Genomic DNA, 25,759 nt, shown 5'->3' with positions numbered 1-25,759 from the left:
GGAGGGGCACTGTTGAAAGATCCAAAAGATACTCGTGTTGTGGTTGGGATGTCAGGTGGAGTAGATTCATCTGTAGCAGCCTACCTTTTAAAACAACAAGGATATGATGTCATTGGGATTTTCATGAAGAACTGGGACGATACCGATGAAAATGGCGTTTGTACGGCCACCGAAGATTATGAAGACGTGATTCGAGTATGTAATCAAATTGGCATCCCTTATTATGCCGTAAATTTTGAAAAACAATATTGGGATAAAGTTTTCACTTATTTTCTTGATGAGTACAAAGCAGGAAGAACGCCAAATCCTGATGTTATGTGTAATAAAGAAATTAAATTTAAAGCCTTTTTAGAGCATGCCATGAACTTGGGTGCTGATTATTTAGCAACAGGTCATTACGCAAGAGTTGAGTACCGTGATGGCGAATATAAAATGCTTCGCGGAATCGATGAAAATAAAGATCAAACGTATTTTCTAAATCAACTTTCACAAGAGCAAATTTCAAAAGTCATGTTCCCAATCGGAGATATTAAAAAATCAAGGGTGAGGGAAATTGCTTTAGAGGCAGGTCTTGCTACAGCGACGAAAAAGGACAGCACTGGAATTTGTTTCATTGGAGAAAGGGACTTTAAGACGTTCTTGAGTCAATATTTGCCTGCGCAACCAGGACAAATGGAAACGCTAGATGGGGAAGTAGTCGGGAAACATGACGGTTTGATGTACTATACGATTGGTCAAAGACATGGTCTTGGAATCGGTGGTGCAGGTGAACCTTGGTTTGTGATCGGGAAAGATTTGAAACGAAATGTTCTTTATGTTGGACAAAGCTTCCATAATGAAAAACTGTATTCTACTTCGATTCTAGCTACGGATATTGGCTGGGTTTCCGATCGAGAAAAACAAACAACTTTTGAATGCACAGCTAAATTTAGATATCGTCAACCCGATAATAAAGTAACGGTGGAGTTGTTAGAAGACAATAAAGCCAATGTGATTTTCCATGAACCGATTCGAGCTGTGACCCCTGGACAGGCTGTTGTCTTTTACAAAGATGAAGAATGCCTTGGCGGCGGTACGATTGATGAAGTTTTTAACAATGATATGAAACTTACGTATGTAGGATAATGGCACTTTGGTTTTTCAACCAAAGTGTTTTTTGTTTACGCGGCATCTCTCCTTTCATGTGAAAAATATGCTATACTTTTTTATTAGATAATCTTGAGGTTGGAGTTGGAAATATGGATAAGAATCTATTAGGAATTCAATACATGCAAGAGGGTAAGTGGGAGGAAGCGGTAAAAACATTTACAGAAATGATCGAAGAAAATCCCAAAGACCCGATTGGTTATATTAACTTTGGAAATTTGTTAGCAACATTAGGTGATTCTGAGCGGGCATTGCAATTTTTTCAAAAAGCGATCGAACTCGATGAAAATGCTGCTTCTGCTTATTATAGTATGGGGAATCTTTATTATGAACAGGAGCAGTTTCAACAAGCAGTAAACATGTTTGAAACAGCACTGAAAAAAGGTTTGGAGTCTAGTGATAACTTCTTTATGCTGGGAATGTCTTTCATCGCTATGGAACAACCGAGACTGGCCCTCCCTTATTTACAAAGATGCACAGAATTAAATGAACAGGATGCAGAGGCGTTCTTTCAATATGGGCTTTGTTTAGCAAATGAACAATACATTGAGGAAGCGATCGTTCAATTTCATACATGCGTAAAATTAGATCAATCTCATGCAGATGCTTATTATAACTTAGGTGTAGCCTATGGGTTTAAAGAAGATGGCGAGAAAGCTTTAGACATGTTTAATAAAGCTCTAGAGCTAGATCCAGAGCACATCCTCGCCGGTCATGGTAAAAAATTATTAGAATCATAATCACTCTAAAGTGAGACGGGCAAGGGAGGTGTTATGATTGGAGAAACAAGATTCTCTTGATTTATTTGGAGAACAATCGAAATATATAAAAGGAAGACCGATCGTTACGATTTTCCATAATGAACAAAACTTATATACGGTCTTACGGATTCGAGTAGACGATACAAATATGGATTATGAGGATAAAGAAGCAGTTATAACCGGTTATTTTCCTGCGATCCATGAACAAGAGTATTATATTTTTTATGGTGAAATGAAGGACCATCCAAAGTTTGGTTTACAATTTCAAGCCACGCATTTTCGAAAAGATATTCCGCAGTCTAAACAAGGGGTGGTCAGCTATCTCTCAAGTGAACTGTTTAAAGGAATAGGGAAGAAAACAGCGGAGAAAATTGTTGAGACGCTTGGTGAAAATGCCATCACGAAGATTTTAAATCAACCGTCTTTATTAGATAGTGTACCTAAGTTGCCACCTGAAAAAGCCAAGAGTTTATATGACACGCTGATGGAGCATCAAGGACTTGAACAAGCAATGATTGCATTAAATCAGTACGGATTTGGTCCTCAGTTGTCGATGAGAATCTTTCAAACATACAAAGAAACAACGTTAGATGTGATTCAAACGAATCCCTATAAATTAGTTGAGGATGTGGAGGGAATTGGCTTTGCTCGCGCAGATGAACTCGGATTTCAACAGGGGATTTCAGGAAATCATCCAGATCGGATCAAGGCTGGGTGTCTGTATGTGTTAGAGCAAGAGTCCCTGCAAAATGGACATGTCTATGTAAAAGCAGAAGATCTATTAGTGAGAGTTCAATCCCTGTTAGAGGAAAATCAGCGGGATCGTATTGAGTTTGATGACATTACACTTGAATTAATAAAACTTGGCGAAGAAGGCAAGATTATTGGCGAGGACCAGCGTTTTTACTTGCCCTATCTTTATTTTTCGGAAAAAGGTCTTGTCACAAGTATAGAAAAGCTCCTTTCTCAAACGGAATATGCTGAAGCATTTCCAGAATCTGAGTTTCTTTTGGCTTTAGGGAGTTTAGAAGAACGATTAGGGGTTCAGTATGCACCAACTCAAAGAGAGGCCATTCAAACCGCCTTAATGTCACCGTTATTAATTCTAACTGGGGGTCCTGGAACCGGGAAAACAACGGTTATCAAAGGGATTGTAGAACTTTATGCTGAACTTCACGGTTGTTCATTGAACCCAAATGATTATAAAAAAGAGGAACCATTCCCATTTTTATTAACGGCACCAACTGGAAGAGCAGCCAAACGGATGACAGAATCAACAGGACTTCCTGCGGTCACGATTCATCGCTTATTAGGCTGGAATGGAAATGATGGCTTTGATCACAATGAAGATCATCCCCTAGAAGGGAAAATATTAATTGTTGATGAAAGCTCCATGGTCGACATTTGGTTAGCGAATAAACTATTTAAAGCATTACCCGAGCATATTCAAGTCATTTTAGTAGGAGACGAAGACCAGCTCCCGTCTGTTGGTCCTGGTCAAGTATTAAAGGACTTATTGCGTTCCGAACGGATTCCGACGATAAGGTTGACCGACATTTATCGTCAGGCAGAAGGCTCCTCCATCATTGAGCTTGCTCATGATATTAAAGATGGTCAGCTGCCTGTAAATGTTTCGACAGCTACAAAAGATCGTTCTTTTATAAAATGTTATTCAGGGCAAATTGCAGATGTTGTGCAAAAAGTGGTATTAAATGCTGTGAAAAAAGGGTATCCAGCTCGAGATATTCAAGTATTAGCACCAATGTACAAGGGACCAGCCGGCATTGATCGACTGAATAAGGTGTTACAAGAAGCATTAAATGGCAATCCCGATGGAAAACGTAAAGAAATTGTTTACGGAGATACAACTTTTCGGGTTGGAGACAAAGTTCTCCAGCTCGTCAATCAACCGGATCAACATGTTTTTAACGGCGACATGGGAGAAATTGTTTCCGTGTTTTACGCAAAAGAAAATGTCGAAAAACAGGATATGGTAGTTGTATCATTTGAAGGAACAGAAGTTACGTATACGAAGCAAGACTTGTCGCAAATTACACTTGCCTATTGTTGCTCTGTACATAAAGCCCAAGGAAGTGAATTTCCGATAGTCATTTTGCCGATTGTAAAAAGCTATTATCGAATGTTACGTAGAAATTTGATTTATACAGCCATTACAAGAAGTAAGCAATTTTTAATTCTTTGTGGAGAAGAAGATGCTCTAAAGCAGGGAATTCAACGTGCAGACGAACAGTCACGACAGACCACCTTAGCAGAAAAGTTGAAGGGGTTAGGCGAAGTAGTGAGTGAAGAAGTGAAAGCAACTCCGGTTTCAGAGGATGCTTCTGCCCAGATCCAAGAACTTCCTTATGAGGACATGTTAATGAACGTAGATCCGATGATTGGAATGGAAGGGGTTAGCCCTTATCATTTTATGTAAATAACTTAGACCTGCTCAAAAGTGTGGAGCCAGAGTCCGAAGCTGGTTCTAGTTCGGACGATCTTCCGATTAAAAGCAGTAGCAGAGTCTGAGGCTACTCGAAGGTCAGATTCACCCGGTAAAAGCACCGCAACCTCCGAATAACGCAGGGGAAATATTAAATTCCCCTTGCGTTATTTTTATGAAAAACAGACCTCTTTTTTGTAAATCTTTCTTGTATGGTTAATCCTCAATTTCAGGAGATAATAAAAATGTTCGGGAAGGTGGGGAAACTCTTTGCGAACATTTTCATTGTTAAAAGGCATGCCAGTATTTGAGATCCAAACCGGTTCAAAAATCGGTGAAGTATGTGATTTATCTCTTACAGATAACGGTGTAGTAAAGGGATTGTTGCTAAAAAAAGGCGTAGTCTTGAAAAAAACATATATTATCTACCTTGAACATGTGTCCTCTTTCGGTCAGGATGGGGTAATGATTGAAGATGAAAGTCTGTTAGAACTGGTAAATGAAACAACAGACAGCGAGACAATTGAAGTCGGTTACTCTCTAATCGGGAAAACTCTAATGACAAAGCAAGGGGAACAACTTGGATTACTAGAAGATGTATATTTTCTGGAAGAAGTGGGAAGAATCGTAGGGTATAAATGCTCAGATGGCTTCTTTTCAGATATTTTGGAAGGTAAACGAGTTGTTAAAACGGACGAACCGCCCGCTATTGGGAAGGATGCCATCATAGTGAATGTAAAATAACTGTGAGGTGGAACTCCCATGTTTAGTTGCCCAAATTGTCAAAGCAAAGATATTGGAAAAATTGGAATTAACCAATACTATTGTTGGAATTGCTTCATTGAATTGTCCGTATCACAAGGGGTCATTCATACCCATCAAGTAGAAGAAGATGGCACATTAAGTTCGTTAGATGATTTGTTTGGAGAAGATGATCGCCGATTCATTTTATAAATAAATTGAGGTGAACATTATGAACAAAGTCATCACTTCAATGCTTGCTGTAGGTGCAGGTGTTGCGGCTTATAACTATGCACAGAAAAACAATTTAGTCTCCAATCGCAATATGAGAAAGCTTAAAAAAGGGATTAAAGGAATGTTTTAGTCCATAAGGGGTAACCTATTTAAGGTTATCCCATTTTCATATACAGTAGGAGGAGAGAGAGATGGATATCCGTGTAAAATGGTATTATCGATTAGGATTTCTACTCCTTTTAATGATCGTTTTATTTGTGTTTGTCAAACTGAAACCTTTTTGGCAGCCACTTGTTGAATTAATTATAACCATATTTCTGCCATTTCTGATCGCAGGATTTATCACTTATTTATTGCACCCTATCATCGAAAAAATTCATGAAGCCGGTTTACATAGAGGCGTTGCGGTTTTTTTTATTTACTTTTTATTTTTTGGTGGAATTGGATATGGAGTATATAAAGGACTACCAGAAATCATCAAGCAATTAAAAGATTTAGCTCAGAGTGTCCCCGTTTTTTCTCAACAATATATGGAGTTTATTCATTACATCCAACAGAAAACTGCTGCTTGGCCAGATGGAATTCAAAAAAGAGTATACGAGGGAATATCATCCATTGAAAAAGGGCTGGAACAGAAAATTACCAGCATAATTAATTCAACTTGGGGTATTTTGGGGAATGTCTTTATGATTGCCCTTATTCCTGTCATTTCATTTTATATGTTAAAGGACTATGGAACGATTAAAAAAGCGATTTGGTATATATCCCCGAGAAAGTGGCGGACCGGAGGTAGTATATTACTTCGAGATATTGATAAATCGCTCGGAGGTTATATAAGAGGGCAGATTTTAGTATGTGTTGTCATTGGGGCAATATCGAGCTTAGCTTTTTGGATCTTTGATATGAAGTATCCGCTGTTATTGGGACTCATTATTGGAATTACCAATGTCATTCCGTACTTCGGTCCCGTTTTTGGCGCGATCCCCGCGGTCTTAATTGCTGCGACCATTTCTGTTAAAATGGTGATCATTGTACTTGTCATCGTTTTATTATTACAATTTTTAGAGGGCAATATTTTAGCGCCCATGATTGTCGGGAAAAGTCTACATATGCATCCATTGGTGATTATGTTTGCTTTGTTTGCGGGCGGTGAAATAGGGGGGATCCTTGGGATGATTTTGTCTGTTCCAATAATAGCCGTGTTGAAAGTTAGTTTGCTTCATTTAAAGGTCTATTTAGAGAAGAAACGTGAGGTTTTAGAGCCCGTTCATGATAAATCATAAATCCAACAATCGCTAATTCTAGTAAATGTTGACAAGCCTTTGATTAAATCGCTATAATTTGAGTGAAAAAATAAAATTACTTTAACATGTTGACGGAAAAAGTACGTTATAGTCCATCTAAACGACTGATGCGTAAGAGAGGAGCTTCCCAGGCTGCAAGAAGCTCTAGATGAAGGATAACAGAAAGCTACTCCTGAATGCAGTTAATCACTGCCGTGAGCCGCGTTAAGGCTTTTGAGAGATGAGTATTTCTTTTTGTACTCATAATCAGGGTGGTACCGCGAGTAAAAGCTCCTCGTCCCTGTCTGGGGAAGAGGGGCTTTTTTGTGCAAAAAAATGAATCTTTATATAAATTAGGAGGTTTTATAAATGAAGAATCTAACGGGTTCTGAAATTCGTCGTATGTTTTTAGACTTTTTTAAGGAAAAAGGACATTCCATTGAACCAAGTGCTCCTCTTGTTCCACATGATGATCCGTCATTATTATGGATTAATAGTGGAGTTGCAACGCTCAAGAAATATTTTGATGGACGGGTGGTTCCAGAAAATCCAAGAATCACAAATGCACAGAAATCAATCAGAACCAATGATATTGAAAATGTTGGTAAAACGGCAAGACACCACACATTCTTTGAAATGCTTGGGAATTTTTCCATTGGTGATTATTTTAAAGAAGAAGCGATCCTTTGGGCTTGGGAGTTTTTAACAGATGAAAAATGGATTGGATTCCATCCAGAAAAGCTATCTGTTACGATTCATCCAGAAGATGAAGAGGCATTTTCAATATGGAAAAACAAAGTAGGTATTCCAGAAGAAAGAATTATTCGTCTAGAAGGGAACTTTTGGGATATCGGGGAAGGTCCAAGTGGTCCGAACTCCGAAATTTTCTATGACCGTGGACCTGAACTAGGAAATGATCCGTCAGATCCAGAGCTTTATCCAGGTGGAGAAAATGAACGGTACTTAGAAGTATGGAATCTCGTTTTCTCTGAATTTAATCATAATCCAGATGGAACGTACACACCGCTTCCAAATAAAAACATCGATACGGGTATGGGTCTTGAACGCTTGGCTTCCGTATTACAAAATGTAGACACTAACTTTGATACAGATTTGTTTATGCCAATTATTCGTGCAACAGAAGAAATTGCTCATACAGAATATGGGAAAAACAAACAGGATGATGTTGCTTTTAAAGTCATTGCTGACCATATTAGAACCGTAGCGTTTGCCATTGGGGATGGTGCATTGCCTTCCAATGAGGGACGCGGTTATGTATTAAGAAGATTGCTAAGAAGAGCGGTTCGTTATGCAAAGAATATTAATATCAACCGACCATTTATGTTTGAATTAGTTCCTGTTGTTGGGGAAATTATGGCTGACTTTTACCCAACGGTTAAAGAGAAAACGGATTTTATCCAGAAAGTGATTAAGAATGAAGAAGAACGTTTCCATGAAACTTTACATGAAGGACTAACGATTTTATTTGACGTCATGAAAAAGGAAAAGGAAAAAGGAAACAGCACAATCGCGGGAAGTGATGTGTTTAAATTATATGATACGTATGGATTTCCAGTTGAATTAACGGAAGAATATGCCGAAGAAGAAGGTTTAAAGATTGATCATGATGGCTTCGAATTAGAAATGGAAAAACAGCGTGATCGTGCACGTACGGCAAGACAAGAAGTAGACTCCATGCATGTTCAAAGCGGTGTCTTAAGAGATATTCAGGTTGAAAGTAATTTTGTTGGCTATGATCAACTTCAAACCCAATCTCATGTTGTTGTTCTTCTTAAAGATGGTGAAATGGTTGATAATGTAGCACAAGGGGATGAAATCCAATTTATCCTTGATGAAACACCATTCTATGCTGAAAGCGGCGGTCAAATTGCAGACAAAGGAACATTGACAGCGAAAGGGTTAAAAGTAGAGATTCTTGATGTTCAAAAAGCACCAAATGGTCAAAATCTTCACCGTGCCCTTGTTTCAGAAGGAACATTGAGTGTTGGGACTTCTGTAACTGCAACGATCGATGAAAAGAGTCGTGCTAAAGTTATTAAAAACCATACGGCAACGCATTTACTTCATCAAGCTTTAAAAGATGTTCTCGGAACTCATGTCAATCAAGCAGGTTCTTTAGTAGAACCAGATCGTTTACGCTTTGACTTCTCGCATTTTGGACAGGTTCATGCTGACGAATTGGAAAGAGTTGAAGAAATCGTTAATAGTCAGATTTGGAGAAGTATTGATGTTAAGATTGATTACAAAGGAATCAATGAAGCCAAAGAAATGGGTGCTATGGCGTTATTCGGTGAGAAATACGGGGATATTGTTCGTGTCGTTCAAATTGGGGATTATAGCTTAGAATTATGCGGAGGCTGTCATGTACCGAACAGTTCAGTTATTGGATTGTTTAAAATCGTTTCTGAAAGTGGGATTGGAGCTGGAACCCGTAGAATTGAAGCCGTAACAGGCGAAGCGGCTTATAGCTTAATGAATCATCAAATTGGCATTCTTAATGAAGCTGCTGCAAAGTTAAAAGCTAATGTAAAAGATGTACCTGCTCGAATAGACGGTTTACAGAATGAAATTAAACAATTACATCGTGAAAATGAATCTCTAGCAGCAAAATTGGGCAATATTGAAGCTGGAAGTCTTATTTCAAAAGTAGAAGAGGTTAATGGAGTTTCCGTATTAGCAGCAAAGGTTCAAAATGTAGATATGAATAATCTACGAAATATGGCAGATGACTTAAAACAAAAAATAGGGTCAGGAGTCATTGTACTTGGTAGCGTCGTTGATGGAAAAGTTAATTTAATTGGTGGAGTTACAAAAGACTTGATTGACAAAGGATATCACGCCGGAAAACTGATTAAAGAAGTGTCCACGCGTTGCGGAGGCGGCGGTGGTGGTAGACCAGATATGGCGCAGGCAGGTGGAAAAGACCCAGCTCAATTAGATGCTGCATTAGAATATGTGAAAGAATTGGTGAAATCTGTTTGATATTGTCAATTTTTAGTGTAGAATAAACTTGAAATAGAAAAAATAGACATCACACTAGCAATTGGACTTTACTAATTTTCCTCAAAAAAGTGAGGTGTACGAAGATGAGCTCATTTGATCAAACGATGAGGTTCAATTTCCCTGAGGAACCGATTGAACATAATGTCAAGGAAGTACTTCTTCAAGTATATGATGCATTGCAGGAAAAAGGATATAATCCCATTAATCAAATTGTCGGTTATTTATTATCTGGTGACCCCGCTTATATTCCTAGGCATAAAGATGCGCGCAACTTAATTAGAAAATTAGAGCGTGATGAAATTATGGAGGAATTAATGAAGTCCTATTTAAAAGATCACAAAATGTAGAACGTTGCAAGGCACTTTTGGTTTGCTAAAAGTGCCTTCTTTATTGGATAAGAAGGTTTCTAGCTCCAGCGCCTACCCCCCTCGAGGTCACAAGCGTGTCTAGTGTCGGCTCCTAGGGACTAGGGTCATAAGCCAAGTACTTCTGAAGGCAAAGAACGCCTTAAGAAGTACTCGTCTTACGCCCTTCGTCCCTGGGCAGTCGCCTATACATTTCATACAATCCGTCAAGAAGATTAAAGAACGATCTTCATGCCGGCTCGTCTTGTGCTTGGCCGTACCGGCATAAGTGCAACTACTCCCCTGTCTTCGCCTAAAGGCTTGCCAGTCGGAGAGTTTTCTTTATCGGGGGTGGGCAAGGCGCTTACGCTTTAAGAAGGGGATTATTATGCGAATTATGGGTTTAGATGTTGGTTCAAAGACTGTGGGGATCGCCTTAAGCGATGAACTCGGTTGGACGGCACAGGGCTTAAAAACGATTCAAATAAATGAAACTGAAGGAGAATACGGCTTTGAGGAAATGGGGACGCTGATTAAGGAATATGATGTCAGTAAAATTGTCGTGGGCTTACCTAAAAATATGAATGGTACCATTGGACCACGGGGAGAAGCCAGCCAGTTCTATGGAGAAGAACTGACAAAAAGATTTGGTATTCCGGTTATTCTCTGGGATGAAAGACTGACAACCGTTGCAGCGGAAAGAGTTCTCATTGATGCTGATATGAGCCGAAAAAAAAGAAAAAAAGTCATTGATAAAATGGCGGCGTCTATGATCCTTCAAGGGTATTTAGATAGTCAAAATAAATGAGGTGGAAAACATGCAAGATGAAAAACATATAACAGTTGTAGATGAAGAAGGAAACGAACAATTATGCGAAGTACTATTCACCTTCGATTCGGACGAATTTGGTAAGTCCTATGTATTGTATTATCCAATTAGTTCAGAGGATGACGATGAAGAAATTGAAATTCATGCATCTTCTTTTATCCCTAATGAAGACGGAGAAGATGGTAATTTAATGCCAATCGAAACCGATGAAGAATGGGATTTAATCGAAGAAATGCTCAATACATTCCTTGCAGAAGAAGATGAAGAAGAATAAAAATAAAAACAAAAATAATATGTCTAGCTCCAGCGCCTATCCCCTCGAGGTCACAAGCCAATCCGTCAAGAAGATTAAAGTACAATCTTCATGCCGGCTCGTCTTGTGCTTGTCGGGGATGGGCAAGGCGCTTCCGCTTTTCTTAAAATATCAAGTAGATGTCACAATCTCTACTTGATATTTTTTTTACGCTTTTATAGAAATATAGTATAATGATTCGAGAAATATGTAGAATTTTGTAGTATGGAGGGAAATGATGGAGTCTGGAGAGAAGAGTGACAAAAAAGCAATCTTTAAAGAAAAATTAATCGAGCGTCAAAACGAGGCGAAAGTTGTTCGCAAAATCGTTGCCATAATATCAATATCTATTTTTACCATTGCTGCTGTAGTTATAATAAGTGGTTATTTTTATATTTCGTCTGCTTTGAAACCTGTCGATCCCAATAGCAAAGAAGAAATTGTTGTAAAAGTTCCAATTGGGTCCGGGGTGACCAGTATATCCAAAATTTTGGAAGAAAGTGGAATTATTAAAGATGCCCACGTGTTTAAATACTATGTCAAATTTAAAAATGAGTCATCTGGTTTTATGGCAGGAGATTATGTGCTAAATCCTTCGATGACGTTGGATCAAATTATTAGTAGCCTTAAGACAGGTAAAGTGATGCAGGAAGCTGCTGTTAAACTAACGATACCAGAGGGGACCCAACTGAAGGAAATTGCCGAAATTATTGCGGGAAATACAAATAATACAGCTACCGATGTGATGGAAAAGTTAAATGATCATGAATTTATCGATTCACTTATGAAGCAATATCCTGATCTGTTATCAGAGGAAATTTATGATGCTAGTGTGAAATATCCATTGGAGGGTTATTTGTTCCCTGCAACGTATTCTTTTTCTGAAGAAAATCCTTCAATAGAAGAAATGACCACAGCAATGCTGGATAAAACACAATCGGTCATTGAAAACTATAAAATTCAATTGGAAGAAAAGAAAATGACTGTTCACGAATTATTAACGATGGCTTCATTAATTGAAGAAGAAGCAACAGAGCAGGTCGACCGAGACCAAATTTCTAGTGTGTTCTATAATCGTTTGGATGCAGCCATGCCTTTGCAAACAGATCCGACAGTTCTCTATGCAAAGGAAAAACATCAAGAGAAAGTTTATTACAAAGATTTGGAAATAGACGATCCTTATAATACGTATAAGTATCCGGGACTAACACCAGGACCGATTGCAAATGCAGGAGTTTCTTCCATTGAGGCTGCCCTATCACCAGCGGAAACAAAATATATGTACTTTTTAGCCTCCCCAGATGGTCAAGTGTATTTCTCAACAACACTTGAGGAACATAATGAAAAAAAAGCCGAGTATATAACTGGTAGATAATGGTTTATTTGGTATCTTAGATCTTGTAAATTGGCAATTCTAATCTATTTATGGTAATATAGAAAAAGTGATTTTAGATCTAAACTTATTAGTAGCGTAAACACGGAGGACAAGTAATGGTAGTTAATTAACTCTCATTAACCATTCGTCTCTGTGAAACGCTATTTTTTCTGTTATAAAGGGATGTGGAGTAATTTTGAAAGATTCCGTTTATCAATATATTGAAAGCTTGATACCAGTCCGCTCAGAGTTTTTCAGCAATATGGAAAAATATGCGCAAGATCATGGGATTCCAATTATGGAGTCTGCTGGTATTGAAGCTATGTTACAAATCATGCGTATAAAGAAACCGAATCGAATTCTTGAGATTGGTGCAGCGATAGGTTATTCCGCTTTAAGAATGGCTGATGCTCTTCCAACTTCGCAAATTATTACGATTGAAAGAGATGAAGAAAGAGCGCTTCTGGCTAAGCAGAATATCGAAGAATTTTCGATGAATGAACGTGTTATTCTGTTAAAAGGGGATGCACTCGAAGTTGAGAATGAAGTTTCGGTGTATGGACCCTTTGATGTCATCTTTATTGATGCAGCAAAAGGTCAGTATAAGCGTTTTTTTGATCTGTATAGTCGTTTTTTGGCTGAAGACGGATTGATCATCACGGATAATGTATTATTTAAAGGGCTTGTTGCCGAAGAGAATATCGAGCACAAAAGAACCGCTGGGCTCGTAAAGAAAATAAAACAGTATAATGAGTGGCTGATGAGTCACCCTGACTACCATACTGTTATATTACCTGTCGGCGATGGGGTTGCAATCAGTAAAAAGGGGTGAAGATGATGAATAAGCCAGAATTACTTGTAACACCAACTTCTATTCATGACATCCTTCCACTAATTGAGGCTGGGGCTGATGCTTTATTAGTGGGAGAGCAAAGATTTGGGTTACGATTAGCAGGAGAATTCTCCCGTGAAGATATAAAAAAAACAGTTGAAATCGCACATGAGCACGGAAAAAAGGTGTATGTAGCGATGAATGCATTATTCCATAATGATAAGGTACCTGAATTACCACAATACCTCCAATTTTTAACATCAGTAGGGGTTGATGCGGTGACTTTCGGTGATCCTGCTGTATTGCTTGCAGCAAGAGAAGCAGCACCAAATATGAAATTACATTGGAGTACGGAAACAACAGGGACCAATTGGTATACATGTAATTATTGGGGCAGAAAAGGAGCAAAACGAGCGGTACTTGCTCGAGAAATTAACCTGGATGCCATACTAGAGATAAAAGAAAATGCAGAGGTGGAAATTGAAGTTCAAGTCCATGGAATGCTCAATATGTTTCAATCTAAACGTACTTTACTTGGTAATTACTTCTTATATCAAGGGAAGGATATGGAGATTGAGAAGCGCACTCAAGAAAATCAATTATTCTTACATGATAAAGAGCGAGGCACGAAATATCCGATTTTTGAAGATGAGAATGGAACCCATATTATGAGTCCAAATGATATGTGTGTCATCGATGAATTACGAGAACTCATCGAAGCAGAAGTAGATTCCTTAAAAATTGATGGGATTCTGCATCGTCCCGAGTATATATTGGAAGTAACGAAAGCTTATCGTCAAGCGATAGATGTCTGCTGCGATGATCCTGATGCATATGAAGATCTTAAAAGTGAACTTTTGGAAAAAATCGAAGAACTTCAACCTGAAAATCGACCACTTGACACAGGTTTCTTCTTTAAAGAAACCGTTTATTAATTTCTTTCTGCAAATAATTTTGTACCGAAAGCTTGCGACAGATATTATATCTATGGCGCAAATTCGGTGGGGCGAATTTGATCATATACGAACTAGAGGAAGATGAAAGGAGAAAAAAGATGGCTATCGTAAAAGAACCGATATCAAAGATCGAAAACGGTAAACGAGTAATTGTGAAAAAGCCTGAGTTACTAGCACCAGCTGGGAACCTTGAAAAATTAATAATTGCGGTTCATTACGGAGCTGACGCTGTTTTTCTTGGTGGACAAGAATATGGTTTACGCTCTAACGCGGATAATTTTACTTTCGAGGAAATGAAAGAAGGCGTAGAGTTTGCTAATAAATATGGGGCAAAGATCTATGTAACAACGAATATTTTTGCTCACAACGAGAATATTGATGGATTAGAAGAATATATGCTTGGTTTAAAAGAAGCAGGTGTTCATGGAATCATTGTGGCTGATCCATTAATTATTGAAACATGTAGAAGAGTCGCACCAGAAATTGAAGTCCATATCAGTACACAACAATCCATTACCAATTGGCAAACCGTTCAATTCTGGAAAGAAGAAGGTGCTGAGCGGGTTGTATTGGCTCGTGAAACGGGTGCCGATGAAATTCGTGAAATGAAGGAAAAAGTTGATATTGAAATCGAAACATTTGTGCATGGAGCTATGTGTATTGCTTATTCTGGTCGTTGTACTTTAAGTAATCATATGACAGCAAGGGACTCAAACCGTGGTGGTTGCTGCCAATCTTGCCGCTGGGACTATGATCTTTATCAATTAAATGAAGGCGGAGAGACACCTTTATTTGTTGAGGAAGATGCACCATTTGCCATGAGTCCAAAAGACTTAAATTTAATTCAATCGATTCCTAAAATGATTGAATTAGGTATAGATAGTCTTAAAGTAGAAGGAAGAATGAAATCCATCCATTATATTGCGACAGTATGCAGTGTATATCGTAAAGTTATTGATACGTATTGTGCAGATCCAGATCATTTTGAGATTAAGCAGGAATGGCTCGATGAACTAGATAAATGTGCCAATCGCGATACTGCACCAGCTTTCTTTGAGGGTGTACCAGGCCATTTAGAGCAAATGTTTGGTAATCATGGTAAAAAGACAAGCTATGACTTTGCTGGACTAGTGCTTGATTATAATGATGATACAAAAATCGTTACGTTGCAGCAAAGAAATCATTTTAAACCAGGACAAGAAGTAGAATTCTTTGGTCCAGAAATTGAGAATTTCAAAGTAGTGATTGATAAAATTTGGGACGAAGATGGAAATGAGTTGGATGCAGCACGCCATCCATTACAGATCGTTCAATTTAAGGTTAACCAAAGGCTCTATCCAAATAATATGATGAGAAAAGAGTTATAATTCGATTTTCCATATTGCATAAAAAGCATTTTTATGCAACAATAGCATAAATAATTATTATGATAACGATGCGCGTTCTTGAAAGAACGCGCATGTATATATTATTACACTGATTAATTTGTATAGCACAATCTTGTGGGGGTTGTGAACACTAGAAGGAGTGAATGTTTTGGCTCAGGAAAAAGTTTATCCTATGACACAAGCTGGTAAAGAAAAGCTTGAACAAGAATTAGAACATTTGAAAACGGTTAAGCGTAAAGAAGTTGTAGAGAGAATTAAAATTGCTCGTGGTTTCGGGGATTTATCCGAGAACTCTGAATATGATGCAGCAAAAGATGAACAAGCCTTTGTTGAAGGACGAATTACGACAATTGAAAATATGATTCGTAATGCGAAAATAATTAGCGAAGCTGAATTAAGCAATGATGCAGTTTCTTTAGGTAGTTCTGTTACATTTGTTGAGCTTCCAGATGGTGATGAAGAAACGTATACCATTGTAGGAAGTGCAGAGGCTGACCCGTTCGAAGGTAAAATTTCTAATGATTCACCAATTGCGAAAAGCCTAATTGGGCGTAAAGTTGGAGATGAAGTGACTGTTCAAACTCCAGGTGGAGAGATGAATGTTAAAATAATTGAAATAAAATAAACCATTCTAGTTTATAAAATAAACACCTCGTCAACACTTTTGACGAGGTGTTTATTTTTATGTGGAGAAAAAGAGCCATTTTTATGATCAGTATTTTTGTCTGCTGTCTTTTACTTTTAATTGGAAGATTGATGCAAGTTCAACTTTTTGAAACCGAACACTTTTCAAAGCATGATATTAATTTATTAGAAGCAAGTGTGTCCCAAAGGGCGCAAGAAATCGTGATAGATAGTGGTAGAGGAGGATTTCTTGACCGAAATGGGAATTCTTTAACCTATCAAAATATTCCTGTATTGATCCTCTTTCCATTTTTGAAAAATACAAATTGGGATGTTCAAAAAGTAGCTGATATTATGGATGTTTCTCCTATCTCTTTAAAGAATGCCGTTGAAAAAGCAGATGAGCCATTTGCCTATGGTACAACAGAACCTATGTCACTGACCAAAAAACAAATGGATGAAATTAACCAATTACAAATACCTGGAGTTTTTGCTGTTCAAAAAAAGTTTGAATTGGCTTCCCATCCAGCTGACCATTTCATCGGGATAACCGGTCAAAATCCGAAATTATTAAAAAGTCGCTACCCAGATCGAAAGATTTCTCCAAAAACATCCATTGGCATTACAGGATTAGAAAGAAGTTTTGACGAATTTATATTACCAGAGGGTGAGGCTAAATTAGTTTTTCATGTTGATGCTAGTGGTGGACCTTTATTTGGGGTTAATGTTAAATATGTGGAACCTGGCAATCCTTTTTACCCAATCAATATTCGAACAACCGTTGATACTGAATTACAAAGAATGTCTGAAGATATTCTAGATAAACATGGGGTAAAAAAAGGTGGACTTGTGTTACTCGATATTGAAACCAATTCAGTTTTATCGATGGTTTCACGTCCGAAAATTAATCATAAAGACCCTTATCATGATCAGAATGGTCATATTGATAATTTAATGCTAAATGAACAGATTACAGGATCCGTTTTTAAAACGGTTGTGGCAGCAGCTGCTATTGAGAATGGATTAGTTGATTCCAGTCGATTGTTTAATTGTAGCATTAAAATAAATGGTGATCGCGACGAGGCTCATGATTATGGAAATCTTAACTTTACTGAAAGTTTTGCTAGAAGTTGTAATAATACGTTTGCTACGCTAGCAAAGGAATTACAAGCGATTGATACGAATATGCTAGAGGAGTATGCCGAAAAATTAGCCTTTACAGGTCCATCTGGGTGGCAAGGTGATATCTATCATTATAAAAACTTTAAGCAAGTGCCTGAGGAGGATAAAGGCCGTGTATTTTTAACAGAGGAAGCCAAGAAAGATAGGAATTTTATTGCATTATCAGGTATTGGACAACACGAGGTTCGCGGGACTCCGCTTTCTGTTGCGAATATGATGGCTACGATTGCCAGAGGTGGACAAAAGGAGATGGTAAGATTTGCATCTTCTATAGAGTATAAGAATGGTTCTTCCTTAACAACATTTAAAGAAAAAAGACTAGAAGGGGATACGATCTCACCACAATCAGCAGCCAAACTTCAACAATTACTAAGAGAAGTCGTTACACATGAGGAAGGTACTGGGAAATGGTATCAAAGTCTTCCATATGAAGTTGCGGGGAAATCAGGAACAGGTGAAACAGGGAAGTTTCATGAAGATCAACAACTTTATAATAAATGGTTTGCTGGATATTTCCCTTATAAGAACCCTAAATATGCCTTAGTTGTCGTTAATTTAGATGTTAAGGATAACGAAGGGGCGATAAGTCCTATCTATTCTGAACTTGTTCAATCGATTTATAAGTTTGATCAAAAACACACTCAGTGAAACCTTTGTACCTTTTCATCCGTTTAAAGATATGGTATATTTTTTACGATTTGGCTGTGTGCAAGGTTAATATTAATTTTGGACAACGGTTGATTGTAGTGGAAGGCAGGGGAGAAGCGAGACAAGTATGCCACCTTGAGACATGTTGGGTCAAAATGGGGCAGGAGTATCTGACGGACAGGTGAGGGTCTGAAACGGAAATCAACAACCAATTCTAACAGAGCCTGACGCTAAAGCTAGTGTATATAAAGATAAAATACGATACTTTCTTTTTAAGAGAGGAGAATAAATCTTGAAAAAAGACAGAGATCATTTAACAGACTCATCAAGATCTGAACTAAGAGCAAAAAGAAGAAAAACAAATGTAATCTTAAATTCCTTAATCGTAATTGTTTTATTATTAATTGTCATTGTATCGGTTAATATTTTTGGAAAAGACGATAAGACTGTAGCCAATAATTCGCCTGAACAGACTGTAGCTGGAACGGTTGAGAAATCTGAGCAAGAAGAGCAAAAAGAAAAAGACCAAAGCAAAGAGTCGGCAAATAGAGATGATGAAGAAGAACAAACTGTTGATCAGAATGAGGACTTAAATGAAGATAATGAAGCGAATGAAGCAGATGAAGCTGGCGCACTAGATGAAGAACAGGTAATCGAGGGTGGAAGTAATCCCAATGTGAAGAAAACGATTAAGAATCCAGCATGGGAACCAGTAGAATCTTCGCAAGTAGAACCAGCACAGGATTATAAAAAAAATGGTGTAGACTGGAATGAACAAATCCAAGCGATTTCAAACGCAACAGGGTTTGATCAAAGTAAGGATACACTCATTAAACTCGAAAACAATGGACCTAGAAAGTCGGCTGCAACCATTCTCATTAAAGAAACCAATACAAAATATCGTGTCTATATTGAATGGGCAGAGGGTCAAGGCTGGAAGCCGGTACTCGTTGAAGAAATGGCCAATTAAATAATCATAAAACGGAAGCCCGTTGCTCCGATTCCTATGGAAAAATGAAAACCCTCAAGAAGAAAGTCTTGAGGGTTTTAAATATGAAATTACAGAGTAGTTAATTCTTTTTCTAATGCTTTATCAACTGGAACATATTCATATCCAAGGTCTCTTGCAACTGATTCATAAGTGACTTCGCCATTAGCAGTGTTCAAACCAAGTTTTAAAGCTGGATTTTCTGCAATTGCTTTAGCAAGACCTTTATTCGCAATTTGTACTCCATAAGGTACTGTTACATTGGTTAAAGCCATTGTTGAAGTTCTTGCAACCGCACCAGGCATGTTAGCAACACAATAGTGTACAACATCATGTTTCATAAATGTTGGGTTATCATGAGTTGTTGCAACAGATGTTTCTACAGATCCACCTTGGTCGATAGCAGGGTCAACGATAACAGAGCCTGGTTTCATTGTTTTTATCATTTCCTCAGTAACTAGTTTAGGGGCTTTAGCTCCAGGAATTAAAACAGCACCAACTACTAAGTCTGATTCAGCAACACATTTTGCAAGATTATAAGGATTAGACATTAAAGTTTTGATTTGGAATCCAAAGATATCATCTAATTGACGAAGACGGTCCGCACTAATATCAAGGATGGTTACATCTGCACCAAGACCGATAGCCATTTTAGCTGCGTTCGTACCAACGTTACCGCCACCAACAATCGTTACTTTAGCGCGTTCAACTCCTGGTACCCCTCCTAGGAGGATCCCTTTACCGCCATATGTTTTCTGTAAATAGTGTGCACCTACTTGAGTAGCCATACGTCCAGCCACTTCACTCATTGGAGCAAGTAATGGTAAGGCACGTCCAACTTGGACTGTTTCATAAGCTACACCGAAAACGCCTTTTTCAACTAAAGCTTTCGTTAATGCAGGTTCAGCTGCTAAATGTAAATATGTGAATAGGATTAATCCTTGACGGAAATATTTGTATTCGCTTTCAAGAGGTTCTTTAACTTTCATGATCATATCAGCTTGTGCCCAAACATCAGCTGCATCTTCAATCATTTCTGCACCAGCGCTTACATATTCTTCATCTGTAAAAGCGCTTCCAATTCCAGCCCCAGTTTCTACAATCACCTTGTGACCAGCTTGAACATATGATACGACCCCAGCAGGAGTTAAGGCAACACGATTCTCGTTGTTTTTAATCTCTTTAGGTACACCAATAATCATCTTTATGTCCTCCTTCATTGCAATTATATTTTGTTTCTGAATTAATCATAATCCAATCTATAGATTTTTTCTTTGTTTGGAACAAAGAAAGTGAATGCTTCTTTTTGTGTGTTTTCACAAAATTGTTTAGTGCTGCACAATTTATATCGTGGTGTTAAAGTAAAAGTTCGTCTTTAGTATTTACTGTATGAAATCTTTTATGAAAAAGGGAAGAATATTTTCATCGTCTTTTCTCAGGTAAACTTCCTTAATTTTAGATCCAAAAATAAGGTAACCTTTTGGGTGATATCTTTTAAATCTACTTCACCTATTTCCGAAATTCTCTTCAATCGGTAGCTAAGGGTATTCGGATGAATATTTAATTCTTTTGCTGCACAAATGACATTGCTGTCCTTGTTTAAATACACCTCGAGCGTTTGGACTAAATCATTATTATATTTTACATCGTATTCATGTAGTTTTTGTAAGACATGGTTTTCGTAGTGATTTTCTTTATTTGCTTTTATTAACTCATCTAAATAACGATAATAACCAAGATTTTGATAGCTATTAATATGACCAGCATCAGAAGGGAATTTTTCTTTCATCGATAAAACAAGTAACGCTTCTTTATAGGCTTGTTCCATTTCTAATAAATCACGATGAATCCCACTTATGGCTTGAACAATCGGTTTTACACCGTAGCGTTCATGCATATTCGTGATGAAACTGTGGCAAAATTTATTTAACAGATCAATGGATGATTTGCTATCCTCAAGAGAAGTAAGGCATAACAGTTTATTTTGATCCACAGTATACATAATCACTTTTGGAAATTGAATCGTATTCAATAAATAATTAATATTTTTTTCGGTTTTGTCAGTAATATCTTCATTGAATTGAAAAATCGTAATACTGTAAATAGTAGGAATGGATAATTTTAACTCTTGAAATTTTTCCTGAATTACTTTTTTTGAATGAAAATGTTTGGTTAGGATTTTCCAGAAAAACTCTTGAACATGTTCTTCTTTTTTGCTATTTTTTATTTTATTTTTTAAAAAGATATTTTTAGCTTCTATGGCAGCCTGTTGTAGTATTTCTTTATCTTCTTGTCCAAATGCTTTGTTCATTTCTAGAGCCCAAATAAAACCTAGTACTTCATTATTGTGCCAAATAGAAATGGCCATTCGATTACCTAATCCTACATCATCAATCGTAGGAATATAAAGCGGCTCTGTATGAGAGAGAAGATGTGGGATGGTACCATCTTTCCATAGTCGATTAATTACTTTTTCAGGAACACGTCTTTCAATAATTGTTGATGTTCTGGCTGGGTCTGTAACACCGTGGTGGGTACTGTAAGATAAAAGTTTGTGATTAGCGTCTTCAATGGTAACTGGACAATGTAATAATTGACTAATTACGTCGGCTAATTCCTCTAAATTACTTATATTGGTATGAAATAGGTTTTTAAATACCATCAAATCAACCTTTCAAAAAAATAGATCCCCTACTAGTTTAATTATAGAATATCTTTTCGTCAAAAGTAACAAAAAATGAGGATATATTCATTTGTTTTCACAAAAAATCCTTGATTGACATTAAAGTGATTTGTGTGTGGAGCCTTAATGGTATATGTAAATCATAAAAGGAGCACCTTATAGATGCTCCTCCTGTGATTTAGTTTGCTCTGAAATGAACAACTGCAGAATAATAGGTTCTTCCGTGTTCATCTACATGCATCTGGTGTGAAATGGAGTGAATTCGGAGAAGTAATGCTTTGTTATTTTCAATCTGTTCATTGATTTTCTTCTCTAATGTTTTAATGTCGGTCGCCTCAAAAAACTCAACCTTATCCTTAATCATGTCTAGCTGAAAATCCATTGTCATCCATCCTTTCTATCTACTTCTTTTTAGCAAAAAAATAGCGGCTTTCGCAAGTCCCAACGTCTACTTCCTTCCCTTGAATAAAAAAATATAGTAAGCTATGTAACAATAGTAAGATAAGGAGAATCTAAAAAAATGACAAGTACTTTGTTTTATAATGGAACGATTATTACCTGTAATGAAGAGCGTGAAGTATTCAAAAATGGGGCCATTGTGATTGAAAATGGGCTTATCACCTATGTTGGAGAAACACCAACAGATAAAGATGAATATCATGAAACAATCAATTTAAATGGAGATCTTCTCTTGCCAGGACTTATTAATACTCATGGTCATGTGCAAATGTCGTTACTCCGCGGGTATGGAGATGATTTACCATTAAAGATGTGGTTAGAAGAGAAAATTTGGCCGATTGAAGCAAAATTTAATCCGGAAATCGCCAAATGGGGCTCCTATTTATCGCTAGTGGAAATGATTCGAACAGGGACTACTACATTTGTGGATATGTACGATCATATGGATGAAGTCGCTCAAGCGGTTGAACAAACTGGGATTCGCGGAAAACTCTGCAGAGGAATCGTTGCCTTAGGATCTGAAGAAGAGAAAAAGCTGAAGCTTGAAGAAGCAACAAGATTTGCCAAGGATTGGAATGGAAAGGCAGACGGAAGAATCACAACGATGATGTCCCCGCATGCTCCATATACTTGTGATCCTGACTTTATCGCTAAAATTGTTGATAAATCGATTGAACTAGATGTTCCGATTCATATACATATGTCTGAAACGATTCAAGAAGTTGAGCAAAATGTGGAGCAGTATGGAAACAGACCGGTGAAGCATTTAGAAGAAATCGGGGTTTTTGATCGCCCAACATTAGTGGCACATGCCGTCCATGTAAATGATGAGGAAATTGACATTCTCGCGAGGCATGATGTAAAGGTATCCCATAACATTATTAGTAATCTTAAATTGGGTTCTGGGATCGCCCCTATTCGTAAGATGCTCGATAGTGGAATTACCGTTTCATTAGGTACAGATAGTTCGGCTTCTAATAATAATCTCGACTTATTTGAAGAGTTAAAGCAGGTGGCTATTCTCCATAAAGGTATTGAGTTAGATGCCACTTTAATTCATGCAGAAACGGCATTACAAATGGCAACCAAATACGGTGCTCAAGCCCTTTGGTTAGAAGATAAAGTGGGAAGCTTAGAAGTTGGAAAAGAAGCGGATTTTATTGTAATCGATACAAATTCACCATTTTACCAACCGTCTAGTCATAATCCAATCTCCCATCTCGTCTATTCAGGCTCTGGTAGGGACGTAAAAGACGTGTATGTGCAAGGAAAGCCGATTATGAAAGATAGACAATTGTTAACGATAGATGAAGAAAGAGTTTATTATGAAGTGAATCGTGTAATGAAGTTATTACTTAATGAATAAAGGTTTCGGAGGTAATAGATGAATATAGGGATAATAGGCGCAATGGAAGCCGAAATCTTGCATTATCGCAATCGTATGGAGGTAATCTCTGAGGAAGTGAAAGCAGGAATCACCTTTTATAAAGGAACGATGAATGGTTTTTCGACCGTCATTTGTAAATGTGGGGTAGGGAAAGTAAACGCTAGTGTTTGTACACAAATTTTGATTGAGCACTTTGCAACGACCCATGTTATTTTTACTGGAGTGGCAGGGGCTTTGCATCCGGATCTTCGGATAGGGGATATTGTCGTGTCAACTGAAGCCATGCATCATGATATGGATGCAACTTCCTTAGGGTTTCAGTTAGGACAAATTCCATATAGCAAAGACTACCTATTTCCAGCCGATTCTTTCTTGCAAGACTTAGCTTTAACCGTGAGTGAGGAGGTTCTGGCTAAACAAAAGGTGATGTCAGGGAGAATTCTTTCGGGAGATCAATTTATTGCAAATCGTGAAAAGGTAAACCAGCTTTATCAAGAATTATCAGGGGCTTGTGTTGAAATGGAAGGTGCAGCTGTTGCACAAGTATGTACCATGTTTGCGATTCCATATGTGATTATACGTTCCATTTCCGATCAAGCAGATGGTTCAGCCAAGGTTAATTTCTTAGAATTTACCGATAAAGCGTCCTTACATTCTTATAAAATTGTTGATGGCATGTTAAAAAATTGGCATCAATAAAAGGAAAACAGCTCCAACTACTTTAGTTGGAGCTGTTTTCTTACTAGATAAGCAAGCATATGTCTCAAAGTTAAATTGAAGTCTAGCGCAAGCAGCCATCCCCCTCGAGGTCACAAGCTTGTCTAGTGTGTCGGCTCCTAAGGACTAGGGTCGGGGGTGAGCAAGGCGCTTGCGCTTTTCGTATAATTAAACTTCCCAGCTGCTAAGATATTTCGTTTGTTCTTCCGTTAAGGTATCAATAACAATCTCTTCACTTTGTAGCTTGATTTGGGCTACTTTTTCATCAACTGAACGTGGAACATTTAATATTTGAGGTTTTAGTTCTTGGTAATGATCATTGATGTATTCAAGAGAAAGAGCTTGAAGGGCAAACGTCATGTCCATAATCTCGGCAGGATGACCGTCTGCAGCACCTAAGTTAACGAGCCTACCTTCTGCTAGTAAATATAATTTTCTTCCATCCGTTGTTGTGTATTCTTCAATATTGGCTCTCACTGTTCGTTTGGAAGTAGAAATGGCGTCTAAACCAGGTTTGCTGACTTCAACATCGAAATGTCCCGCATTTGAAAGGATAGCCCCGTCCTTCATCACTTCCATATGTTCTTTGCGAATTACCTCGTAGTTACTAGTTACGGTAATAAAGAAGTCACCGAATTTGGCTGCTTCCATCATTGGGAGTACAGTGAAACCGTCCATATGGGCCTCGATCGCTTTGATGCTGTCAACTTCTGTTACAACAACTTTTGCACCAAGTCCTTTTGCTCTCATGGCAACACCTTTCCCGCACCAGCCGTAACCAACGACAACCACTGTTTTTCCGGCAATTATTAAATTCGTTGTGCGCATAATTCCGTCAAACACAGATTGGCCTGTACCATAACGATTATCAAATAAATATTTACATTGCGCATCATTAACAGCGACCATTGAAAAAGCTAAATTTCCTGTGTTTTCAAGAGCACGGTCACGAATAACACCTGTTGTAGTTTCTTCACAGCCGCCTCGAACATTCACTCGAAGGTCTGGTCTTTCAGAATGCAGAAGTGTTACTAATTCCCCGCCGTCATCAATAATTAAATCTGGCTTGGATTCTACGGATTTAATTAGAAAATCTTGATATTCTTCTTTACTCGGATTGTGTTTAGCATATACAGTTAATCCATCCTCAACTAATGCAGCTGCCACGTCATCCTGTGTGGAAAGGGGGTTACTCCCACAGATCGTCACATTGGCTCCACCGGATTGAACCACTTTTGCTAAGTAAGCCGTTTTTGCTTCTAAGTGAAGGCAAATTGTAACATTTAACCCTTTAAAAGGTTGTTTTTCCTTGAAAGTATTTTCAACACTGTTTAACACAGGCATGTGACTTTTAACCCAATCAATTTTTAAATGACCGCCTGGTGCCAAGGATAAATCTTTTACAATACTTTTATTTTCCATC

The 25,759-nt window shown here is 37.8% G+C and carries 24 protein-coding genes; 20 read left to right on the top strand and 4 right to left on the bottom strand.

The genetic code is table 11. The annotated features are described in order from the left end of the window. Positions 1 to 9 precede the first annotated feature (9 nt). The 18 genes from mnmA to Q5760_RS19165 all read left to right on the top strand — a co-directional run bounded on the left by mnmA (position 10) and on the right by Q5760_RS19165 (position 19,072). On the top strand, positions 10 to 1,125 hold the full coding sequence (mnmA, locus tag Q5760_RS19250) for a tRNA 2-thiouridine(34) synthase MnmA (RefSeq protein ID WP_428912638.1): 1,116 nt from the start codon (positions 10 to 12) through the stop codon (positions 1,123 to 1,125). A 113-nt stretch (positions 1,126 to 1,238) separates the two neighbouring features. After that, positions 1,239 to 1,886: a tetratricopeptide repeat protein gene (locus Q5760_RS19245; RefSeq protein ID WP_428909224.1), complete on the top strand. Its 648-nt coding sequence runs from the start codon at positions 1,239 to 1,241 to the stop codon at positions 1,884 to 1,886. 37 nt (positions 1,887 to 1,923) lie between these two features. Beyond that, positions 1,924 to 4,344, top strand: a complete 2,421-nt coding sequence (recD2, locus tag Q5760_RS19240; RefSeq protein ID WP_428909223.1) for an SF1B family DNA helicase RecD2 — start codon at positions 1,924 to 1,926, stop codon at positions 4,342 to 4,344. 276 nt (positions 4,345 to 4,620) lie between these two features. Beyond that, positions 4,621 to 5,094 (top strand): PRC-barrel domain-containing protein, encoded by a 474-nt coding sequence (locus tag Q5760_RS19235; RefSeq protein ID WP_428909222.1) that lies wholly within the window; start codon positions 4,621 to 4,623, stop codon positions 5,092 to 5,094. 18 nt (positions 5,095 to 5,112) lie between these two features. Next, complete coding sequence (locus Q5760_RS19230) at positions 5,113 to 5,304, top strand: hypothetical protein (RefSeq protein WP_428909221.1); 192 nt, start codon at positions 5,113 to 5,115, stop codon at positions 5,302 to 5,304. 19 nt (positions 5,305 to 5,323) lie between these two features. After that, positions 5,324 to 5,455: a YrzQ family protein gene (locus tag Q5760_RS19225; RefSeq protein WP_428909220.1), complete on the top strand. Its 132-nt coding sequence runs from the start codon at positions 5,324 to 5,326 to the stop codon at positions 5,453 to 5,455. Positions 5,456 to 5,516: 61 nt separating this feature from the next. Continuing rightward, complete coding sequence (locus Q5760_RS19220; protein WP_428909219.1) at positions 5,517 to 6,608, top strand: AI-2E family transporter; 1,092 nt, start codon at positions 5,517 to 5,519, stop codon at positions 6,606 to 6,608. 369 nt (positions 6,609 to 6,977) lie between these two features. Then, positions 6,978 to 9,611 (top strand): alanine--tRNA ligase, encoded by a 2,634-nt coding sequence (alaS, locus tag Q5760_RS19215; protein WP_428909218.1) that lies wholly within the window; start codon positions 6,978 to 6,980, stop codon positions 9,609 to 9,611. A gap of 104 nt (positions 9,612 to 9,715) precedes the next feature. Next, complete coding sequence (locus Q5760_RS19210; RefSeq protein WP_428909217.1) at positions 9,716 to 9,979, top strand: IreB family regulatory phosphoprotein; 264 nt, start codon at positions 9,716 to 9,718, stop codon at positions 9,977 to 9,979. A 385-nt stretch (positions 9,980 to 10,364) separates the two neighbouring features. Next, the gene (gene ruvX, locus Q5760_RS19205; RefSeq protein WP_428909216.1) at positions 10,365 to 10,784 is read left to right on the top strand and encodes a Holliday junction resolvase RuvX; all 420 of its coding nucleotides are present in this window, start codon (positions 10,365 to 10,367) and stop codon (positions 10,782 to 10,784) included. Positions 10,785 to 10,794: 10 nt separating this feature from the next. Then, positions 10,795 to 11,079 carry a DUF1292 domain-containing protein gene (locus Q5760_RS19200; RefSeq protein WP_428909215.1) on the top strand — a complete coding sequence of 95 codons (285 nt, stop codon included), beginning with the start codon at positions 10,795 to 10,797 and terminating at the stop codon, positions 11,077 to 11,079. A gap of 256 nt (positions 11,080 to 11,335) precedes the next feature. Further along, positions 11,336 to 12,472, top strand: coding sequence for an endolytic transglycosylase MltG (gene mltG / locus Q5760_RS19195; RefSeq protein ID WP_428909214.1), 1,137 nt, complete (start codon positions 11,336 to 11,338; stop codon positions 12,470 to 12,472). A gap of 175 nt (positions 12,473 to 12,647) precedes the next feature. Then, the gene (locus tag Q5760_RS19190) at positions 12,648 to 13,304 is read left to right on the top strand and encodes an O-methyltransferase (protein ID WP_428912637.1); all 657 of its coding nucleotides are present in this window, start codon (positions 12,648 to 12,650) and stop codon (positions 13,302 to 13,304) included. 5 nt (positions 13,305 to 13,309) lie between these two features. Next, positions 13,310 to 14,239 (top strand): peptidase U32 family protein, encoded by a 930-nt coding sequence (locus Q5760_RS19185; RefSeq protein WP_428909213.1) that lies wholly within the window; start codon positions 13,310 to 13,312, stop codon positions 14,237 to 14,239. Positions 14,240 to 14,358: 119 nt separating this feature from the next. Continuing rightward, positions 14,359 to 15,627: a peptidase U32 family protein gene (locus Q5760_RS19180; RefSeq protein ID WP_428909212.1), complete on the top strand. Its 1,269-nt coding sequence runs from the start codon at positions 14,359 to 14,361 to the stop codon at positions 15,625 to 15,627. Positions 15,628 to 15,796: 169 nt separating this feature from the next. Further along, positions 15,797 to 16,273: a transcription elongation factor GreA gene (greA, locus tag Q5760_RS19175; RefSeq protein WP_428909211.1), complete on the top strand. Its 477-nt coding sequence runs from the start codon at positions 15,797 to 15,799 to the stop codon at positions 16,271 to 16,273. 59 nt (positions 16,274 to 16,332) lie between these two features. After that, positions 16,333 to 18,102 carry a peptidoglycan D,D-transpeptidase FtsI family protein gene (locus tag Q5760_RS19170; RefSeq protein WP_428909210.1) on the top strand — a complete coding sequence of 590 codons (1,770 nt, stop codon included), beginning with the start codon at positions 16,333 to 16,335 and terminating at the stop codon, positions 18,100 to 18,102. 292 nt (positions 18,103 to 18,394) lie between these two features. Next, entirely contained in the window at positions 18,395 to 19,072 is a 678-nt protein-coding gene (locus Q5760_RS19165) for a YrrS family protein (RefSeq protein WP_428909209.1), read from the top strand. 89 nt (positions 19,073 to 19,161) lie between these two features. On the opposite strand, the gene ald is transcribed toward Q5760_RS19165, so the two are convergent. From ald to Q5760_RS19150, 3 genes are all read right to left on the bottom strand, one after another. Further along, positions 19,162 to 20,292, bottom strand: a complete 1,131-nt coding sequence (ald, locus tag Q5760_RS19160; protein WP_428909208.1) for an alanine dehydrogenase — start codon at positions 20,290 to 20,292, stop codon at positions 19,162 to 19,164. A 233-nt stretch (positions 20,293 to 20,525) separates the two neighbouring features. Beyond that, positions 20,526 to 21,752: a PucR family transcriptional regulator gene (locus Q5760_RS19155; protein ID WP_428912636.1), complete on the bottom strand. Its 1,227-nt coding sequence runs from the start codon at positions 21,750 to 21,752 to the stop codon at positions 20,526 to 20,528. Positions 21,753 to 21,951: 199 nt separating this feature from the next. Beyond that, positions 21,952 to 22,155 (bottom strand): YrzA family protein, encoded by a 204-nt coding sequence (locus tag Q5760_RS19150; RefSeq protein ID WP_428909207.1) that lies wholly within the window; start codon positions 22,153 to 22,155, stop codon positions 21,952 to 21,954. A 138-nt stretch (positions 22,156 to 22,293) separates the two neighbouring features. Between Q5760_RS19150 and Q5760_RS19145 the strand changes: the two genes are divergently transcribed. Then, the gene (locus Q5760_RS19145) at positions 22,294 to 23,598 is read left to right on the top strand and encodes an amidohydrolase family protein (RefSeq protein ID WP_428909206.1); all 1,305 of its coding nucleotides are present in this window, start codon (positions 22,294 to 22,296) and stop codon (positions 23,596 to 23,598) included. Between the two features lie 18 nt (positions 23,599 to 23,616). After that, positions 23,617 to 24,318, top strand: coding sequence for a 5'-methylthioadenosine/adenosylhomocysteine nucleosidase (locus tag Q5760_RS19140; protein ID WP_428909205.1), 702 nt, complete (start codon positions 23,617 to 23,619; stop codon positions 24,316 to 24,318). Positions 24,319 to 24,504: 186 nt separating this feature from the next. Here Q5760_RS19140 and Q5760_RS19135 read toward each other — a convergent pair whose 3' ends face one another. Further along, positions 24,505 to 25,758 (bottom strand): adenosylhomocysteinase, encoded by a 1,254-nt coding sequence (locus Q5760_RS19135; protein ID WP_428909204.1) that lies wholly within the window; start codon positions 25,756 to 25,758, stop codon positions 24,505 to 24,507. Position 25,759: the final 1 nt, after the last annotated feature.

The organism is Niallia sp. Kr1, assembly GCF_050389805.1.
Taxonomy (GTDB): domain Bacteria; phylum Bacillota; class Bacilli; order Bacillales; family Cytobacillaceae; genus Bacillus_BD.
The sequence above is the reverse complement of the archived record's forward strand: the minus strand, read 5'-3'. Positions and strand labels throughout refer to the sequence as shown.

What these genes read in the sequence shown, in the direction of transcription:
- Q5760_RS19210 (WP_428909217.1), top strand. Translation starts at nt 9,716, where the DNA reads ATGAGCTCATTTGATCAAACGATGAGGTTCAATTTCCCTGAGGAACCG.
- ruvX (WP_428909216.1), top strand. Translation starts at nt 10,365, where the DNA reads ATGCGAATTATGGGTTTAGATGTTGGTTCAAAGACTGTGGGGATCGCC.
- ald (WP_428909208.1), bottom strand. Translation starts at nt 20,292, where the DNA reads ATGATTATTGGTGTACCTAAAGAGATTAAAAACAACGAGAATCGTGTT.
- Q5760_RS19225 (WP_428909220.1), top strand. Translation starts at nt 5,324, where the DNA reads ATGAACAAAGTCATCACTTCAATGCTTGCTGTAGGTGCAGGTGTTGCG.
- Q5760_RS19145 (WP_428909206.1), top strand. Translation starts at nt 22,294, where the DNA reads ATGACAAGTACTTTGTTTTATAATGGAACGATTATTACCTGTAATGAA.
- Q5760_RS19170 (WP_428909210.1), top strand. Translation starts at nt 16,333, where the DNA reads ATGTGGAGAAAAAGAGCCATTTTTATGATCAGTATTTTTGTCTGCTGT.
- Q5760_RS19185 (WP_428909213.1), top strand. Translation starts at nt 13,310, where the DNA reads ATGAATAAGCCAGAATTACTTGTAACACCAACTTCTATTCATGACATC.
- Q5760_RS19220 (WP_428909219.1), top strand. Translation starts at nt 5,517, where the DNA reads ATGGATATCCGTGTAAAATGGTATTATCGATTAGGATTTCTACTCCTT.
- Q5760_RS19150 (WP_428909207.1), bottom strand. Translation starts at nt 22,155, where the DNA reads ATGGATTTTCAGCTAGACATGATTAAGGATAAGGTTGAGTTTTTTGAG.
- Q5760_RS19245 (WP_428909224.1), top strand. Translation starts at nt 1,239, where the DNA reads ATGGATAAGAATCTATTAGGAATTCAATACATGCAAGAGGGTAAGTGG.
- Q5760_RS19200 (WP_428909215.1), top strand. Translation starts at nt 10,795, where the DNA reads ATGCAAGATGAAAAACATATAACAGTTGTAGATGAAGAAGGAAACGAA.
- Q5760_RS19140 (WP_428909205.1), top strand. Translation starts at nt 23,617, where the DNA reads ATGAATATAGGGATAATAGGCGCAATGGAAGCCGAAATCTTGCATTAT.
- Q5760_RS19135 (WP_428909204.1), bottom strand. Translation starts at nt 25,758, where the DNA reads ATGGAAAATAAAAGTATTGTAAAAGATTTATCCTTGGCACCAGGCGGT.
- Q5760_RS19155 (WP_428912636.1), bottom strand. Translation starts at nt 21,752, where the DNA reads ATGGTATTTAAAAACCTATTTCATACCAATATAAGTAATTTAGAGGAA.
- alaS (WP_428909218.1), top strand. Translation starts at nt 6,978, where the DNA reads ATGAAGAATCTAACGGGTTCTGAAATTCGTCGTATGTTTTTAGACTTT.
- Q5760_RS19230 (WP_428909221.1), top strand. Translation starts at nt 5,113, where the DNA reads ATGTTTAGTTGCCCAAATTGTCAAAGCAAAGATATTGGAAAAATTGGA.
- mltG (WP_428909214.1), top strand. Translation starts at nt 11,336, where the DNA reads ATGGAGTCTGGAGAGAAGAGTGACAAAAAAGCAATCTTTAAAGAAAAA.
- Q5760_RS19180 (WP_428909212.1), top strand. Translation starts at nt 14,359, where the DNA reads ATGGCTATCGTAAAAGAACCGATATCAAAGATCGAAAACGGTAAACGA.